General features: G+C 63.3%; 11 protein-coding genes. All 11 read left to right on the plus strand.

Going from position 1 to position 17707, the window contains the following annotated elements; translation table 11 throughout:
* The first annotated feature begins 20 nt into the window (after positions 1-20).
* The 11 genes from AC3ERS_RS20195 (at position 21) to AC3ERS_RS20245 (ending at position 17637) form a co-directional block, all read left to right on the plus strand.
* Positions 21-1685, plus strand: coding sequence for a hypothetical protein (locus tag AC3ERS_RS20195; RefSeq protein ID WP_431969593.1), 1665 nt, complete (start codon positions 21-23; stop codon positions 1683-1685).
* A gap of 35 nt (positions 1686-1720) precedes the next feature.
* On the plus strand, positions 1721-3349 hold the full coding sequence (locus tag AC3ERS_RS20200; RefSeq protein ID WP_431969594.1) for a class I SAM-dependent DNA methyltransferase: 1629 nt from the start codon (positions 1721-1723) through the stop codon (positions 3347-3349).
* Positions 3342-4583 carry a restriction endonuclease subunit S gene (locus AC3ERS_RS20205; protein ID WP_431969595.1) on the plus strand — a complete coding sequence of 414 codons (1242 nt, stop codon included), beginning with the start codon at positions 3342-3344 and terminating at the stop codon, positions 4581-4583. The genes AC3ERS_RS20200 and AC3ERS_RS20205 overlap by 8 nt, the downstream gene beginning before the upstream one ends.
* Positions 4583-7789 (plus strand): type I restriction endonuclease subunit R, encoded by a 3207-nt coding sequence (locus tag AC3ERS_RS20210; RefSeq protein ID WP_431969596.1) that lies wholly within the window; start codon positions 4583-4585, stop codon positions 7787-7789. The genes AC3ERS_RS20205 and AC3ERS_RS20210 overlap by 1 nt, the downstream gene beginning before the upstream one ends.
* A gap of 452 nt (positions 7790-8241) precedes the next feature.
* Complete coding sequence (locus AC3ERS_RS20215) at positions 8242-9309, plus strand: hypothetical protein (protein ID WP_431969597.1); 1068 nt, start codon at positions 8242-8244, stop codon at positions 9307-9309.
* Positions 9306-9959, plus strand: a complete 654-nt coding sequence (locus AC3ERS_RS20220) for an ABC-three component system middle component 2 (protein ID WP_431969598.1) — start codon at positions 9306-9308, stop codon at positions 9957-9959. Before AC3ERS_RS20215 ends, AC3ERS_RS20220 begins: the two co-directional genes overlap by 4 nt.
* Complete coding sequence (locus AC3ERS_RS20225; RefSeq protein ID WP_431969599.1) at positions 9956-12049, plus strand: hypothetical protein; 2094 nt, start codon at positions 9956-9958, stop codon at positions 12047-12049. The genes AC3ERS_RS20220 and AC3ERS_RS20225 overlap by 4 nt, the downstream gene beginning before the upstream one ends.
* 545 nt (positions 12050-12594) lie before the next feature.
* Entirely contained in the window at positions 12595-13143 is a 549-nt protein-coding gene (locus AC3ERS_RS20230; protein WP_431969600.1) for a TOBE domain-containing protein, read from the plus strand.
* Between the two features lie 220 nt (positions 13144-13363).
* Positions 13364-14725, plus strand: a complete 1362-nt coding sequence (locus tag AC3ERS_RS20235) for a phosphatase PAP2 family protein (RefSeq protein WP_431969601.1) — start codon at positions 13364-13366, stop codon at positions 14723-14725.
* Between the two features lie 698 nt (positions 14726-15423).
* Positions 15424-16512: a flavin-containing monooxygenase gene (locus AC3ERS_RS20240; RefSeq protein ID WP_431969602.1), complete on the plus strand. Its 1089-nt coding sequence runs from the start codon at positions 15424-15426 to the stop codon at positions 16510-16512.
* Between the two features lie 174 nt (positions 16513-16686).
* Complete coding sequence (locus AC3ERS_RS20245) at positions 16687-17637, plus strand: TauD/TfdA family dioxygenase (RefSeq protein ID WP_431969603.1); 951 nt, start codon at positions 16687-16689, stop codon at positions 17635-17637.
* Positions 17638-17707: the final 70 nt, after the last annotated feature.

Consider the following 17707-nt stretch of genomic DNA (forward strand, 5'->3'; position numbering starts at 1 on the left):
GCGCTCCCGAAGGCTGGTCCTTGGAAGACCTGGTGACGTTGCTGTGCGTGCGACACCTGGTCGGCGACCTGGCCCACCTGACCGACGAGGAATGCGTCGACCTCGCCCAGGAGCTCGATCCCGCCGACGAGTCATTCGCCAGCGAGATCGCGGCCCTCGCCGACACCGGCGCGGCACGGGTGTTCATCGACGGCTTGATGGCGGCGAGCTTCGGTGGGGTGGACGCCCTCGCCAAGCTCGAATCCTCCCGTGCCGGACGTGAACTCGCGCTTCGGGACCTCACCTCGGACACGATCGAACTGCTTGGCACCATTATCGGCGCGTGTCGAACCGAACTGGGTACCGACGGTGTGCACCTGGTCTCCGGCGGTGACGCACCGACGATGGTACTGGCTCTGTCCGACGCGGACCCCGAACTTGAGATCCACGCGATCGGCGACAGTCACGACGCACGTGCTTTGCGACGCCGCATGGTGATTCGCGAACAGGAACACACCATCGAGGTCGGTCCCCGAGTCCGGTTGCTGTCGGTGGTCGGCACCGAGTCAGCTCAGGCCATCGACGACGTCGACTACACGCTCCTTGGGCTCGAGTACGATGAGATCGCGGTGATCATCGGCTCGGCCGCAGTATTGTGCGACGCGATTCCGCGCGTCGGGAAACGGCAGAACACCCTGGAGGGTAAGCGGGCGGAAACCCTAGGTTCTGGTGGCCTGATCGCCGCGTTCAAGCTGCCCCGCGGGCTGTGGAAGGAGGCTCACCGGCAAGCACTCGGCGTCTGGGTATTCCACGGTGGCGCCAAGACCAGCCTTCCCACCGTCGCCGACCTCAGCACCGTGCGGCCAACTGAGCTCGACCACGACGCTCTCGCCGCTGACTTGGCCGCAGCGTTCGGCGATCGCACCGACCGGGAAGCGCGTGCCTACCGTTACGGCAAGGAAGTCCCGCTCAGCGACATCCGAGCCGGACACGCGGTGGTGGCACCGGGTGCTTTGGCGGGGCGACTGCGCGCGCCTGAGACGATCGACGACCTGAACCGCGTCTATACCGCCACCTTGGTCACCTCCGAACCCGATCCGGGTTTCGACGTGCACGCCCGCGCCGCGGCGAGCTCACGCGAGATCGTCCAGCGACCACTCAGTGAGCTGTCGAGACTTGGACTGGTACACCTTCGCACCGGCAATCGGATCGACCCGTCACACGGCAGCCCGGAAGGCACTATGACAGTGTTGTCAGCACACAACGGCGTCGAAGCGTTCCGGCTCGACCCGTTGGATGCGCAACGTCTCTATCCGCGCGCGAACCGCACCGAACCCGGCGATGTCGTCTTCAGCGATCACCCGCCGCGCGCGATCGTCGACCCTACTGGCGGAAGTCGGGTGCTGTCACCGTCGCGGATCCTCCGACTGGCACCGGGGGCCGGGATCGGGCCGTATACCTTGGCCGCGCTCATCAACGATGTGCCAGCCCACCACACCGACTGGCGTGCCTGGGCGGTGCCACGTCTGCCCGACGAGGAATCCGAGCGTCTGGAGTCGGTGCTCGCCGAGGCCGCCGATTACACCAGACGCCTGCGCGCGCGGCAGGATGCGATGGAGGATCTGTGCCGCGCCCTGATCAGCGGGATCGGCGCTGGCACGGTGAGCCTGGATGTCCCGGCAACAAAGGCTGGAACCCGGGCATGAAAGACATTGTCGGACAACGAGGAGAGGAGTCCCGGGTGCCCCCGAGGACGAGGAAAACCGATGTGGCGCAAGCACCGTCGACCATGAAGGAGCTCAAGGACACGCTATGGAAGGCGGCCGACAAGCTCCGCGGGTCGCTGTCGGCGGCGCAGTACAAAGACGTGATCCTCGGTCTGGTGTTCCTCAAGTACGTCTCCGACGCCTACGACGAACGTCGTGAGGTCCTGCGTACCGAACTCGGCGGCGACAATGCCGATCCCGTACAACTCGAGATGGACCTCGACGACCCCGACGAATACCAGGGCTACGGGGTGTTCCTGGTGCCCGACAACGCGCACTGGGACTACCTGTCGAAGTACGCGAAGGGCCGCAACGAGCCCGGCGAGTCGCCGAAGTCGATCGGCCTGCTCATCGACGAGGCCATGGACGCGATCATGGGAGCCAACGAGTCGCTGCTCGGCACCCTCCCCCGCATCTACAACCGCGACAACATCGACCAGCGACGCCTGGGCGAGCTGGTCGACCTGTTCAACAGCGCCAAATTCAGCCGCCACGGCGACCAGAAGGCCCGCGACCTGATGGGCGAGGTATATGAGTACTTCCTCGGCAACTTCGCCCGCGCCGAAGGCAAACGCGGCGGCGAGTTCTTCACCCCACCCAGCGTGGTCCGCACCATCGTGGAAGTACTCGAACCGAGCAGTGGCCGCATCTACGACCCGTGCTGCGGATCGGGCGGCATGTTCGTGCAGTCGGAGAAATTCGTCGAATACCACGAGGGCGACGCCCAAGACCTCGCCGTCTACGGCCAGGAAGCCATCGAGGAAACCTGGCGACTGGCGAAAATGAACCTCGCCATCCACGGCATGGACAACAAGGGCCTCGGCGCCCGCTGGGGCGACACCTTCGCCCGCGACCAACACCCCGGCGTAGCCATGGACTACGTCATGACCAACCCCCCGTTCAACATCAAGGACTGGACCCGCAATATCGAAGACCCCCGCTGGGTCTTCGGCGTGCCACCAGCCAATAACGCCAACTACGCCTGGATCCAACACGTGCTCTACAAGCTCGCCCCGAATGGGTCCGCCGGCGTGGTGATGGCGAACGGGTCGATGTCGTCGAACTCGAACGGAGAGGGCGACATTCGCGCTCGCATCATCGAAGCCGATCTAGTGTCGTGCATGGTCGCCATGCCAACCCAGCTGTTCCGGTCGACCGGGATTCCGGTGTGCGTGTGGTTCTTCGCCAAGGACAAGAAGGCGGGGCGTAGCGGGGCCGTGGATCGGCGCGGGGAGGTGCTGTTCATCGACGCCAGGGAGCTCGGGTACATGGTGGACCGGGCCGAGCGGGCGTTGTCGGAGGAGGACATCGCGAAGATCGCGGATACGTATCACGCTTGGCGCGGGACGCAGTCGGCGATAACCAAAGGCCTGACGTACGAGGATGTGCCGGGGCTCTGCAAGTCGGTGACGACCGACGACATCAAAACCGCCGAGTACACCTTGACTCCCGGACGGTACATCGACGTCGCCGACGATTCAGCTGATGGCGAGCTGATTGACGTGAAGATCGACCGCCTGAAGCGCGAACTAATCACCGCACTGGATCACTCCGAAACGATTTCTGGTGCTATTCGTGATCAGTTGGAGCGTATCGATGCCTGATCGATCAGTTCGCCTTTCTGAACTGGCACAAAAGAACTGGATTGAAGTTGGCGCAGGTCGGCCTAGGTCAGCTGTTCTGGATGGATACTCACTACCGATACTTCGGGTTGCGGATGTCCTTGACGGCACTATAGCTGCGACCCTCCGAGGCGCGGAAGACATACCTGAAGAACGGCTGAGCAATCCGAAGATTTCCCGCCCAGGCGATGTCGTTTTGACCGTCAAAGGAACTGTGGGCAGGGTTGCTATCATGCCCGCTGAAGGCGTGCATTTTGCTTACAGTCCGCAACTATGCTACTTCCGCCCATCGAATGACGGGCCGTTGATAGCGCGGTACCTGTACTACTGGTTCAAGAGCACTGAATTCTGGAAACAGGCCAACGCATTAAAGGGGCAGACTGATATGGCGGACTATATCAGCCTGTCGGATATTCTGTCACTAAAGATTTCGCTCCCGAACATTTCGGAGCAGCGGGCGATTGCGGAGGTGTTGGGGGCGCTCGATGACAAGATTGTCGTCAACAATCGCACTTCCGGCATCGCATCCGATCTAGCTGCATCCCTGTTCCAATCGACGATCGGCGAGCCGGATGCCACCACGCAGTCCAGCATCCGCGCACTTGCCACCGAGGGATTGCTGACTTACGGCGATGGCTACCGCACGAAACGACCCGAACATGGCCAGCCGGGAATGCAGATTATTCGTGCTGGCGACGTCCGCGATGGACGTTTAGTTCTCAGTGGTGACGACTTCGTCAGTAACGACTATTCGGACAAGGTCCGAGCAAAGATATGCCATCCCGGCGATATTGTTCTGACAACCAAGGGAACAGTTGGACGCGTCGCTACCGTGCAGGACAATATTCGCCCCAGCGTGTACAGTCCTCAGCTCTGCTACTTCCGAGTTGCCAAAGATCATAGCTGGCTACAGCCGTGGCTTGCGGAGTGGTTTCGCAGCGCTGACAGGGTTCGCCAGACCGATATCGCGATGCACAAGAGCGACATGGCTCCGTACGTCAACCTTCAGGATGTCGGCTCTCTTCAAGTCCCAATGCCCGCTGAGGGTCCCCATGAGCCAGTAATCGAGCGGCTGAGTTCCCTGCAAAGCCTGGGTCACGTTATCGCGCGAGAAAATGAAGTCCTCGCGACCACTCGCGATGAACTCCTCCCCCTACTCATGTCCGGAAAACTCCGCGTCAAGGATGCGGAAAAGAAAGTGGAAGCGATAGCCTAATGACCGAAAATGTCGGTGTCAGTGAGAACCAGCTCGAGCAGATGATGGTCGAGCGGTTGGGGGATATACACGGGTGGCAGCCGTTGGCTGGCACCGACATTGCCCCGGGTAAAGATTTGGGCCGGGAATCCTGGCAGGATCTCGTGCTGCAGGGTCGACTGTTGGAGCGGATGCGGCTGCTGAATCCTGGTGTGCCGGTCGAGTTTCTGGAGCAGGCGCGGTCGGAGGTGTTGGCACCGAAGTCGCAGGGGGCGATCGAGGAGAACTTCCGGCTGCATCAGATCCTGATCAACGGGTACACCGGGATCAGCTATGTCGATCATCGTGGGGTGGAACAGAATCCGACCATCCACTTCATCGGTGGGCAGGTCGAAGACAACGAGTTCCTCGCGGTCCGGCAGGTCGATGTGCGGTCGCGTGAGCACCGGCGGCGATTTGACGTGGTGCTCTACCTCAACGGTCTGCCGGTGGTGATCGTCGAGTTGAAGAACCCCGGTGCGCAGGCGGCCGACCTGGCGTCCGCGCACGCCCAGCTGGCGACCTATCTCGACGAGTTCCCGATGGCGTTCCGGTTCACTGTGCTCACCGTGATCAGCGACGGTGTCACCGCCCGCTACGGCACCCCGTTCACCCCGTTGAACCACTATTCGCCGTGGAATGTCGACGACAGCGGGGAGCCATTGGCATTCGGCACGCGCATCGAGGACGAGGACGCGGGCATCCAATTGGAGTACCTTGTCGACGGGGTGCTGCAGACCGAACGGTTCCTGCAATTGCAGCGCGACTACGTCGCCTTCGACAAGACCCCGCAGGGCCTGCTGAAGCGAATTGCCAAGCCGCACCAGTACTTCGCGGTTTCCAAGGCTGTCGGCTGCACCATCGAGGCGATGCGCAGCAACGGCAAGGCCGGGGTCGTGTGGCATACGCAGGGCTCGGGCAAGTCGATGGAGATGGAGCTCTACACCCATCTCGTCGGCACCAAGCCACCGTTGAAGAATCCGACCATCGTGTTGGTCACCGACCGCACCGAACTCGACGGTCAGCTTTTCGCCGCGTTCTCGAAATCCGCACTGTTGCAAGAGGAACCGAAGCAGATCAGCAGCCGGGCGGAATTGCGGACCGCGCTGGCGGACCGGCAGACCGGCGGAATCCTGTTCACGACCTTGCAGAAGTTCGGGTTGTCCAAGCAGGAGAAGGAATCCGGGCTCGAGCACCCGCTGCTCTCGGACCGACGCAACGTCATCGTGATCGTCGATGAAGCCCACCGCAGCCACTACGACGACCTCGACGGGTACGCCGCGCACCTGAAGTCGGCGCTGCCCAACACGACGCTGATCGCGTTCACCGGCACCCCGATCTCGTTCGAGGACCGCAACACTCGCCATGTCTTCGGCGAGTACATCGACATCTACGACCTCGCCCGCGCCGTCGACGACGGTGCGACAGTGCGGGTTATCTTCGAACCACGGCTGCCCGAGGTGAAAGTTGCTGCCGAGGTCACCGATGCCGAGATCGACGGTGCCGCCGACGCCGCGGTGGTCGGCTTGGACGACATCGAACGCCGACGCATCGAACAGTCGGTGACCGTGCTCAACGCCCTCTACGGGGCACCCGAACGGTTGAAGAAGGTCGCCAAAGACCTCGTCGAGCACTGGAAGAACCGCCGCGCGGTCATGGACGAGTACATCGGCGGCAACGGCAAAGCGCTGATCGTGTGCGCTACCCGTGAGATCGCGGCGAATCTCTACGAGGAGATCGTCGCGCTCGAACCCGAGTGGGAATCCGACGCGCTGGACCAGGGCGTGATCAAGGTCGTGTACTCCGGCAGCGCCAAGGACCCGCAACCGATCCAGAAGCACGTGCGGCGCGAGTCGCAGAACAAGGCGATCACCAACCGACTCAAAGACGAGAACGACCCCCTCGAGCTGGTGATCGTGCAGAACATGCTGCTCACCGGTTTCGACGCCCCGCCCCTGCACACCCTCTACCTCGACCGGCCGATCCAAGGCGCGCTACTCATGCAGACCCTGGCCCGGGTCAACCGAACCTTCGCCGGAAAACAGGACGGCCTAGTCGTCGCCTACGCGCCAATCGCCGACAATCTGGAAGCCGCGCTCAAGGAGTACACCCGCACCGCAGGCCGCGAACAGCCCGTTCAGTCGACACCCGATCAAGTCGTCGAACTCACCCGGCAACTAGTCGCCCAAATGGACGCTCTGTGCGCCGGTTACCCGTGGTGGACGAAACTCGTCGAAAAGCCCGGACAATTCATGCGCGTCGTCACCAGCACTCTCGAGTACCTTCGATCCCCCACCACACCTGGCAACCAGGTCCCCGCCGGTGACCCGACCCTCGCCGACCGGTTCCGCGATCTCGCCAACCAACTCGGCCGCGCCTGGGCGGTGAGCCGAGGCTCGGAAACCCTGACCGACCTGCGACCCAAAATCCAGTTCTACGAACAGGTTCGGGTCTGGATGGCCAAATACGATGCCGAACAACGCAAAGCCGAAGGCCGACCGTTGCCCGCCGACATCAAACGCGCCCTCGACAAGCTGCTCGCCGACTCGACCGCCTCCGGCCAGATCATCGACATCTACGCAGCGGCGGGCATGCCAAAACCGTCGCTCACCGACCTCACCATCGACTTCGAGCAGCAGGCACGCGAAGCCGAACATCCCCACCTGGCTATCGAGGCTCTCCGCGACGCTCTGACCGCTGAGGTCGGCCACAGCACCCGCAACAACCTGGTCCGACAGAAGGCTTTCTCCGAACGCCTGCGCGAACTGATGAACAAGTACACCAACCAGCAACTCACCTCCGCTCAGGTCATCTCCGCGCTGATCGAGCTGGCCCGGGAAGCGGCGAAAGAGCGCGACCGCGGGGCGACCTTCAACCCACGCCTGGACGAAGACGAACTCGCCTTCTACGACGCCGTCCACGAAAACGAGTCCGCTGTCATCGAATTGGGCGACGATGTTCTTGGCGATATCGCCCGAGAACTGGTCGCCGTGATGAAGCGTGACGTGAAGACCGACTGGACCGTCCGCGACGACGTCCGCGCCAAACTCCGCTCGACCATCAAACGCCTACTCCGCAAGTACGGCTACCCGCCGGACAAGCAGCCCGCCGCCATTCGCCAGGTCATCGACCAAATGGAAGTACTGGCACCGAAGTACGTCGAGGACAAGCGCCTGGCGACGCCATGAGGACCCAAGAGCGCGGCGGGTCAGCGGGCGTGATGACCTCAAGGCTGCGGACGACGATCACGGCGCGTAACAACTACGCCTGTAGGCACTGCTCCATCTCGCTCGCAATCGAGTCTCACCTACTGCTCGAGGTTGACCACATCATGCCGTGTCCAAAGGCGGATTGACTGCGCCCGACAACCCTCCAGCCACTGTGCTGGCGGTGCAACCGCAGCAAGTCGAACAAGGTCATCGCCAGCTGATCATTGACCGACGCGGCAAGCTATCGCGCACCGCTCGACAGAGTGCCACGCAAGGCCCTTCTCGCTGCTGGTGACACCATGACGTGCCGTGCAGGGGTCGATTTCATATCGATGATCGCCGGTAACGTGCTGTACTGATCACTCGATGGGCTTGACGAACGGCGCGATGTCTACCGAGCGCCTCATCCGACCGGGGGGAGGTTACTGCCGATGTCTCAGGGCACAGCCACAACGGCCGAAGCGTCACCCGCTGGAGTGCCTGCTGGCGAGGCACGCATCAACTTCGCTGCACATCAGGTTCGAGCAAACACGCATGGTGCCCGGCAGGACTTCGAGGAGATGATCGGTCAGCTCGTCAAAGCAGTCCGGCCGGGGGTGGTAGCGCCGCCCAGGGTTGTTGCGGCGAATCCAGGCGACTGGGGCGTCGATGTCTTCGTCGGGGATCTTGGCGGGGCGGTGACGGTGTGGCAGTCGAAGTACTTTTTCCCCGAAACGACCAAAAACCATCAAACGCAGATCCGTGAATCCTTCAGCTCGGTAATAAAAAACGCCGCCAAGGAGGGGTTCACCCTGACACAGTGGATCCTGTGCGTTCCATCGAGCATGGATGCTCCCACCACGAAATGGTGGGACACCTGGAAGAAAAAGCAGGAACGCGCGTTTCAGATCGTGATCGAGTTGTGGGACGAAACCGAGTTGCGCAGTTTGCTGATCTCGCCCGATGCCAATGCGGTGCGCAGGTATTACTACGAGCCAGCTCAGCTGGCGCGGCCCTGTGCTGAAGTCATTGGCCTTGCTGACGAGGATGCTGATCGGTTGGAGACGGCTCTGTTCGTCCGCCAGCTGCGGGAAGCTGGCCACGTTGAGGTCACGACGTCCAAGCAACAGTTCTTCAACGCCGAACTCATGGCACGGGAGATTGTGGACAAGGGCGTCCCCGGCGAAGTCGCAGCACTCTCGTCAGCCGACGCCGTGGTGAACGGTCTGTGGGAGGATCATTTCAACGAGGCGTGCCAAACCCACGAAGGTGCACATCTGCCTGGTTTGCACAGGTCAGTGATGGGCGAAATCCGGGCGCAGCACGCCACTTTGGGGGCTGGCCTCCCCGGCGGTCCTGTACACACCTGCGGACTGATGCATCGCGTGGTCGACAACCGCAGGGCGGGGTGGGTAAGGCACTGGCGTCAGGTCGCCGACGAACATGAGCGTCCCGACGAAACTCAGCCACCCGCTGACACCACCAGCGCGTCCACATCGACTGCGACGGAGACGTCATGACGCCACCTCACGTTCTCGCCGAGGACACCTGTCCCACACCGGTCGTCGTGCCCGAGGACGACGTCGTCTTCCGCCTTGCGCAGTTACTTCTTCTGCTCGCCTCGCTGCAACATCTGCGCCAGCCTGGTATCTCGCTGGAACGGTTGGGTTGCTACGACTTCTTGGTCGCCAACCCACTTCTCGTGCTCACTGACGAGAACGACGCAGATCGTAAACGCCTTCTGCTGGCCGGTTTCGATGGTCGTGCACTCAGCTACGCGAGCCCGGCGCACCGTTTCACCACCCGCCGAGAACGTCTCCAGCACGATCTGGCGCTGCTCATCGCCTACGGCTTGGTCGCGCCCACCGTCGACAAACACGTCCTATATCTGGTCACTCCGGCAGGGGAGGATCTCGCAGGAAGGTTCACTGCCGTTTATGCACGTTCCTACCGCTTGTCGGCGGACCTCCTCATCCGCAAGCTGGCACGCTTGAGCGACAAGCGACTTCGCGAAGCAGTCCGTGCATGGACCACCGTAGAAGCCAACGGCCCACGACCTGAAGCGCTCAACCTCCTCGACGCCGTCGACCTGATGCATGACCGCCGAGAGATCGAGCCGCAGCTCGAAAGCACGGCAGCGTCAAACTCTGTCGACGGACAGATCACATGAGCACGACAGACGAGCCAGCAGAGACCGAGGCAGAGCCAGCTCCCAGCACACAGCAGGAACCGGGTCAGAAGCGGGGCATCCGAGTGCTACGACTTCGCCTGAAAGGCATCGATCGGGACTACGAGGTCGACTTCCAGGACAAAGAGGTGGGAGGACCGAAGGCCCTTTCAGTGATCGCTGGGGCGTTCAGTACAGGCAAGTCCTCCGTACTGGAGTTCATCGCCTACTGCCTCGGTACCGGAAGCCACCCGCAGCACCCCGAAATCCTGCGCAAAGTCAGGTCAGCATTGCTTGAGGTAGAACTCAGCGGCCAACCACACGTCATCGAGCGCGCTGTTGGTGAACCCTCGACCGCCGCCTTCGTCCGGCCAGGACGTCTTGGCGAAATAGAAACGCCGCCGATGGAAAAGCGTGTGCTCAAACCCGTCGGCGATCCCCAGAGTCTGTCCAGTCTGCTGCTTTCCTACTGCGGCCTGGAGGGAGTCCAGCTGCGAGAAGCACCCAAGCAGGCTGAGTCGGGTACCGACCCGCTGAGTATCCGAGACCTGCTGTGGCTGTGCTTCATGCCCAACGAACGCCTCGACGACAAGAACCTCTTGTTCGAGAAAAGCGCCCACATGAAACGGTTCAAGTTACGCCAGGTTGTGGACGTGGTATTCGGGGTTCACGACGACAAAGCGGTCGAACTCGGTCGGCGCATCAAAGAGTTGGAAACGCGGCTGAGCCGCGCGCGAAATGAGCACCTCACGGCCCAGAATTTCCTCGACGAGCAGGAACTCGGCACTCGTATACAACTCGAACTGACCCGCGACGAAGCCGAGAGAGCGTTCGCAGCAACGATCCGCGCGCTCAGTGATCTGGATAGTCGGGTGCGCGCCGCGTCAACTTTCGCTACCGAGTTGCGCGCGCGGCACCGCGACGCCGCGCGCCGCGCGCAACGCTCTGCTGCCCTGCTCCGTGACCGGGAGACACAACTACGCAGATTCATCCCCCTACGCGCTCAGTACGCCGACGACATCACCAAACTCACGATGCTCGCCGAAGCGCGGATGCTGTTCGACCCGCTTCTGGTCAAGGTGTGTCCGGCGTGCCTGACCACTCTTCGGGATGCACCCCATATCGCCGAAGGGCACTGCACACTGTGCACCTCCGATGTCACAACCCAGCAAACCGATCAAGTCGAACCGGACAACGCCCACAACGGGAACGCCCCGGCAACCCACACCGGCTCTGACCGCGCTGTAACGGAGGCCAAGTTCGATGTCTCGTCGGAACTGAGAGCAACGAAGAACCGTCTGACAGAAATCACTCAATACGTAGGGGAACTCAACGCAGAGCTAGGCAACCTGCGGACCGCAGCCGAGGAAGATGATGCCGCCGAGGCCGAACTCGCGCGGGCAGTCGACTCGGCCACCAACGAGACCGTCAGCCCGTTCCTCAGCCAACGCGATGACCTGATGCGTCAACAACAAGCCGCAGCCACCAACCTGGAACGAGCACGAACAGCGATCAAGATGCTCGACAGCCTCGACCGCCGCGCGATGGCTGTGACACGACTCGAAAACGCCCTACGTGCCCTCCGCGGCGAGCTGGACCAAGCCACAGTGCAACCCGACCGCAATGACGTCATCCACCGCATCAGCGATCGATACGCCGCGATCCTGTTGTCTTGGCGGTTCCCCAAACTCGAACAGGCTTTCATCGACAACAACCTCGTCCCACACATGCGGGGCCAAAGCTATATCCACACCTCATCGGGCGCGCGCACCTTGATCTCCCTAGCCTGGATCTTGGCCGTCTTCGAAATCGCCTGGGAAACCGGCAGCGCACATCCCGGTTTCCTCATGATCGACAGCCCGCAGAAGAACCTCGGCCAAGGCGGCGACCGTGACGCCGAATTCGCTGACAGCGTCGCTGTGACGGACTTCTACAAGCACCTACACGACTGGCTGACAGGGCCAGGCGAAGGCGCTCAAATCCTCGTCGTCGACAACGCCCCACCGGCCACCGCTGATGACGACATCGTCGCCCGATTCTCACGACGAGCCGACCAACCACCGTATGGGCTGATCGAAGACGAGGTGGCCTGAGCAACCCACACTTGCGCGTCCTGCCCGAAACGAGCGGATGAGATCACTCCGACTTCGGATATCCGAATCCAGCTTCGATCGTCAGCGTTCCCCAGCAAAATCGCTGTTCAGCGCCGGTCCCATCCTTGTGGTGCCCCGCCGAGGGCTCGAACCTGCGACGCAACCCCCGTGCACCCCAGGCCGCGCAGGAGTGCACGATCTCGTCGGGCTTGTCCGGTTTGAACCTGGACGTCGCGCAAGTCGAAACAATGCGGTGGCCGCCAGGTTTCGTACCTCTGCCGAGCAGTGCCGACCTCCGAGAACCGCACAGGCTACCGGCGGTCAGTCCGATGTCGGCGCGAGCGGTCACGTCTGTGATTGGTGAGCCTGATTCAGTGAGCGAGATTTGGACGGCCTCCATCGGCTATGCTGGCAGACAACGAGTTTGCGTGCGTATGCCGGATCAGGGTTGGGACCGAATTGGGACCACACGGAATGCGCGGTAGTGAACGACTAGCGCATAAGGCGCGAGAATAGCTGCGGCACATCGTTTTGCACGTGCGCAAATGCCAAATTCCCGCAGCTGGGGGTCAAGTGGTCGCAGGTTCAAATCCTGTCAGCCCGACAGAGAAAACCCCTTCCGACCAGGTCGGAAGGGGTTTTCTGTTGTTAATGCCACGGCTGTGATTCGAGACCACTCCACAGGTAAGTCACATTTTGGCTGCTCACCAACCTCTGGCCCATCGTTCGAGCACCTCCCTGCTGTAGGGCACGGTCTCGGGGGTGTCTCCGGGCGATCGCCTCGGTGTTGCCCAGTTGGCGGGTGGCCCGGCTCGGGTCGTCGTAGGCGTGGTCGACCTCGGTACCTGCGCCTCGGCGGACCGAACGCCGTCAGCCTGCACCAGGACCAACCCACCGGCAGCCAGCGAAACAGTTGGCCCGTCATCGTCACCGGACTCGAACAACGCGCCCACACCACCCGCGTCCGCCTCGACGGCAGCCCACCGATCCTCGCCGACTTCACCCCCGCGACCGTCGCCGAACTCCGCATCCAACCGGGCGCCCGCCTCTGGGCTTCCCTCGAAGCCGCCGAAATCCACACCTACCCCGCTTGATCGGACCGAGCGGACCCCAAGCTTCGCGAAGGCTCCTTGCACACAGCCGCCCCGGCGCTCACCTGTCCACGGATCGGGAGCCGATCACACGTCCCCGGCCCCGGGACGTGCGGTGATGGGCTTCGGCAGGCGCGCATGAGTTTTCGTACTCGATCGCCCGATGTCGGTCTGCGTTAAGTGCCCCGTCAAGCCGTGTTCACGGCGTATTTACGATGTCCGAATGCTTATTCACGACGCGCACGGCAGTTCGACCTCACCCCCGGAGCCAGCGGGAGTTGAGCGACTCCAGGAGCGTCGATTTCGGCCGTTCGTGGTGTGGGGCGGCATTGCCGCCGCGGTGCTGGTGCTTGTCGCGGGTCAGCTCATGGCCGTTCACATCCATGCTCTCGGCCCATTGACCAGCCTCTTTCGCGACTACGCCGGGACACCCAAGTCGGCGACGACACCGTGGGCGGGTTTCCTGCTGGCACTGATCGGTGTCACTGTCCGGGTACGGGTGAGCGCCCTCGCCGCCGCGGTCGCCATCGATCTGATCTTCGTGGCGGTTCGGACATTCGACGGTCGGCCGTTCACCGTCGGCAACGGACCGACGATTGTGCTGACGGCGCTGGCGGTGATCGCCGCCCTACGGTGGAGCGGTGTGCGACGCCAGACGGCACTGCACACGATCGCGCTCGGAGCGCTGCTCATCCTCGCGACGAAGGTCGGCGAAATCTGGTTGGACATCACGGCTTGGTCCTGTCCGCAGGTCCTCGACCCGTATGTGGAGCTGGCCGATCGAGCGCTCGGCAATCCGTCCTGGGTCGTCGGGCATGCGCTCGATCTGGCTGGGCCGGTACCGGTGGGGCTGGTGCGCTGGGTGTACTTCGAGCTTCCGGTGGCGGCCATCGTCGTCGCCATCTGGCAGTTGCGCGGTGTGACCACGGGTTCGTGGCCGCGGCACCACTTGGTGCGCACGTTCTTGGTACTCGGCCTCATCGGCCCGATCTTTTACGTGATCTTCCCGGTGGTGGGGCCTGTGCTCGCGTTCGGACCGCAGGGGCACGGCATGGAACTCGCCGACGTCTGGCCGAATCTCGTTCCGGCGCTTCCCGCCTCGGTCGAATCGATGCCCTTCGACGGCATCACACCGCGCAACTGTATGCCGTCGCTGCATACGGCGTGGGCACTCGCGCTGTTCATCCACTCACGACGCGGGCCTGGCTGGTTGCGCTGGGGCGGTGCTTTCTGGCTGGTGTGCACTCTCATCGCGACGCTCGGCCTCGGGGCACACTACGGCGTCGACCTCGTGGCGGGCGCCGCACTCTGCCTGACGATCGAGTCCGCCCTGCGCGACCCCGACCGAGGCTGGGACCGTCCGCGTGTGCGGGTGGTGGCGATGGGGATCGCCACGTTCGCGGGAGTGCTGCTGTGCATCCGCTACTTCGCGATGCCGATGGCGACCTACCCGGTCCCCTTCGGCATCGCGATCCTCGGCATTCTCACCGCACTGTCTGTCGTGTTCTACCGAACCTGGTTCGCTCCGCAACGTCCAGAAGTCGTTGCCCGCGAGGCCGAGCAGGTCGAACTCGAGCGTTGCTGAAGCGAGCGGCCACTCAACCCCTGATCACCAGAACCACACCCGCGGCGAGCGCCACAATTCGGCGCGCTGCCGCTCCGACCGAGCCCGCCTCGGCGTCCACGCTCTGGTCCTTCTCGAACTCCGGTGTCACGGTGGAATCCGCCGGTGGGCGTGAATACCGCTTCGGCCGAACAGCTTTCGGAGGCGGGCCCGAGGCCGCGTGACCGCACCTCGGGCCCGGGGCCGGAAGCTCGATCGGGGATTCCGAGCGACGTGCCCGCCGATTCCTTGCGCTTGGCGCGGGTTCTCACTGTCACAGCGGCCGAGGGTCCGAGCCCGTGTGCCCGCACCACGCCCCGACCTCGGCAAACCCGCCGAACAACCGGTCACCACAGACCAAGCGGGAGGTTGAATCGAACGACAAGTCGAGCAATCGGCCGAAAGCCGGGGTAGCCCCAGGCGCCGAGTGGCCCGCGGGTGATTCCTGGTTCCCGCTGGGGTGGGGATTTCCGCACCCAAGGAGTGGTGTCGGCGTGACGGCATGCAGGAGACGATTGAGCAGTTCGTCGATGCATCGATAGCGGTCGATACGAGGAGTTGGAGATGTCGAATATGCCTGTTGTGGTAGTAGGTGCCGGACCGCAGGGGCCGGCCGCGGCGTCGCACCTGCTCGAGCACGGGTTGCAATTCTCGGCATCGTCGACGGAGCAGTCGTACCGATGAGTATTCCGACACCCGACGACGCCATCGTCATCGGCGCCGGCCAATCCGGTCTCGCCGCGGCATGGGCGCTGCGGCGGCGCGGATTGCACCCGGTGGTGCTGGAAGCCCATGACGAACCGGGCGGGTCGTGGCCGCGCTACTACGACAGCCTCACCCTGTTCAGCCCCGCCCGCTACAGCGCCCTGCCCGGCTTGCCCTTCCCCGGCGACCCGGACCGCTATCCGCACCGCGACGAGGTCACCGACTACCTACGCAGCTACGCCGACCGGCTCGACGTCGGAATTCGCACCGGTTGCCATGTCACCGCTGTCGAGCAGCATGGGGACCTGTTCGCGGTCACCACCGCCGACGGCGAGCAGCTGTCTGCACCAATCCTCATCGCCGCCTCCGGCGGCTTCGGAAACCCCTACACCCCAGCACTTTCCGGGCTCGATACATTCACCGGACAGCTGTTGCACGCCAGCCGATACCGCGAGCCCCGTGCCTTCGCCGGGCAACGGATCGTGATCGTCGGAGCCGGGAACTCGGCGGTGCAAATCGGCGCCGAACTCGCCGAGGTCGCCGACGTCACCATCGCCAGCCGCACACCGGTCAGGTTTGTGCCGCAGCGCCCGCTGGGCCGCGATATGCATTTCTGGTACTCCGTCACCGGCGTGGACACTGCACCCGTGGGGCCGTGGCTGCGGCGTGCGCCCACCGCCCCGGTCTTCGATGAGGGTCGCTACCGTGGCGCCCTGCGCGCTGGGCTGCCCGATCGGCGACCGATGTTCGGTCGCATCGACGGGGATACCGTGGTGTGGCCGGACGGCTCGCGAGAACGCGTCGGCACGCTGTTGTTCGCCACCGGCTACCGACCCGCCGTGGACTACCTCACCCACCTGGCTGCGTGCGACGAGACAGGTACGCCACGGCAGCGCCGCGGCCTGTCCACCACCCACCGCGGGCTGGGCTACGTCGGGCTGGAATGGCAGCGCTCGCTGTCGTCGGCATCACTGCGCGGAGTCGGCCGCGACGCGGCCTACGTCGTCGACAAACTGCTGCACCACAACGCTTCTCGACGCAGGGCGCCGGCACGAGCCACGTGACGTCGCTGGTACTGCGGCTCGAGACGCTGCGAGGATCCGGCTCATGTCGATCCTGCCGACCACCGGGCTCACATCGCCGCGTTGGAGGCGTTACGCGGCGGCTTGGTCTTCTGCTGCTGAACGTAGCGGGGCATTACAGGCAAATAAAAAGCATCATCGAGAAGGAGTAGTTCTATGAGAACGTTCGTTGCAACCGATTCGTCGTCGGTGTGGACGCCGACCGACTTCCCCGACGAGACCACCTGGTCCTTCGACCTGTCCGCCGATGACCGGCAAGCCTTGATCGACTACGGTCGTGGCGGGGCGAGCCAAGTCCTGTCCCACCAGTTCGGCCCCGCGGTGGCCCGTTGGACGGATCTGCTCAACGACGGACCGGGGTTTCTCCGGCTGCGTAACTTCCCGACCGACGCACTCACCGAACCCGAGATCGAACACGCATACCTCGGACTGGGAACACTGCTCGGCCAACCCGTTGGGCAGGACCGCGACGCCAGCATCATCACGCACATCCGCGACGAGCGAATCACGCCGGGACCCGGCGTGCGTAAGTACCGGACCAATCTGCGACAGGACTTCCACAGCGACGGATCCGACCTCGTCGGACTGCTGTGTCTACATCCGGCCAAGACGGGCGGCGAGTCGAAGATCGTCAGCGCGCACGCCGTCTACAACGAGATGCTGCGCCGAGCCCCGCACCTGGTCGACGTCATGTACCAGCCGATGCCATGGTCACGCAACGGCGAGGAGAGCCCGGGGCAAGCACCGTTCTTCGAGCTCGCGCCGTTCACTGATATCAACCGGGTGCCCCGGCTCTTCTTCATCGCCTGGTACATCCGTGACTCGCAACACCATTCGAGTGCGCCCCGGCTCACCGATGACCAGTCAGCAGCGCTCGATCTGGTAGAGACCATCGCCAACGATCCGGCCTTCTATATCGAAATGGACTTCCATCCAGGTGATATTCAGCTGCTCAACAACAGCACGGTGCTGCACTCGCGCGAACAGTACACAGATCATGACGACCCCGTTCGCCGACGGCATCTACTTCGACTCTGGCTCACCACAGACACACCCTCGGCGCATGAACTCCTCCGAGGCGGCATCCCGAGGCAGAACGCACGCTAGGGTCGATGCCGCGCAGTCCCCTGCCTCCCCGGGGGAGGTCGCCGACTGGATGTGGGTGGGACCGCGCAAG

It is taken from the genome of Nocardia sp. bgisy134, assembly GCF_057708325.1.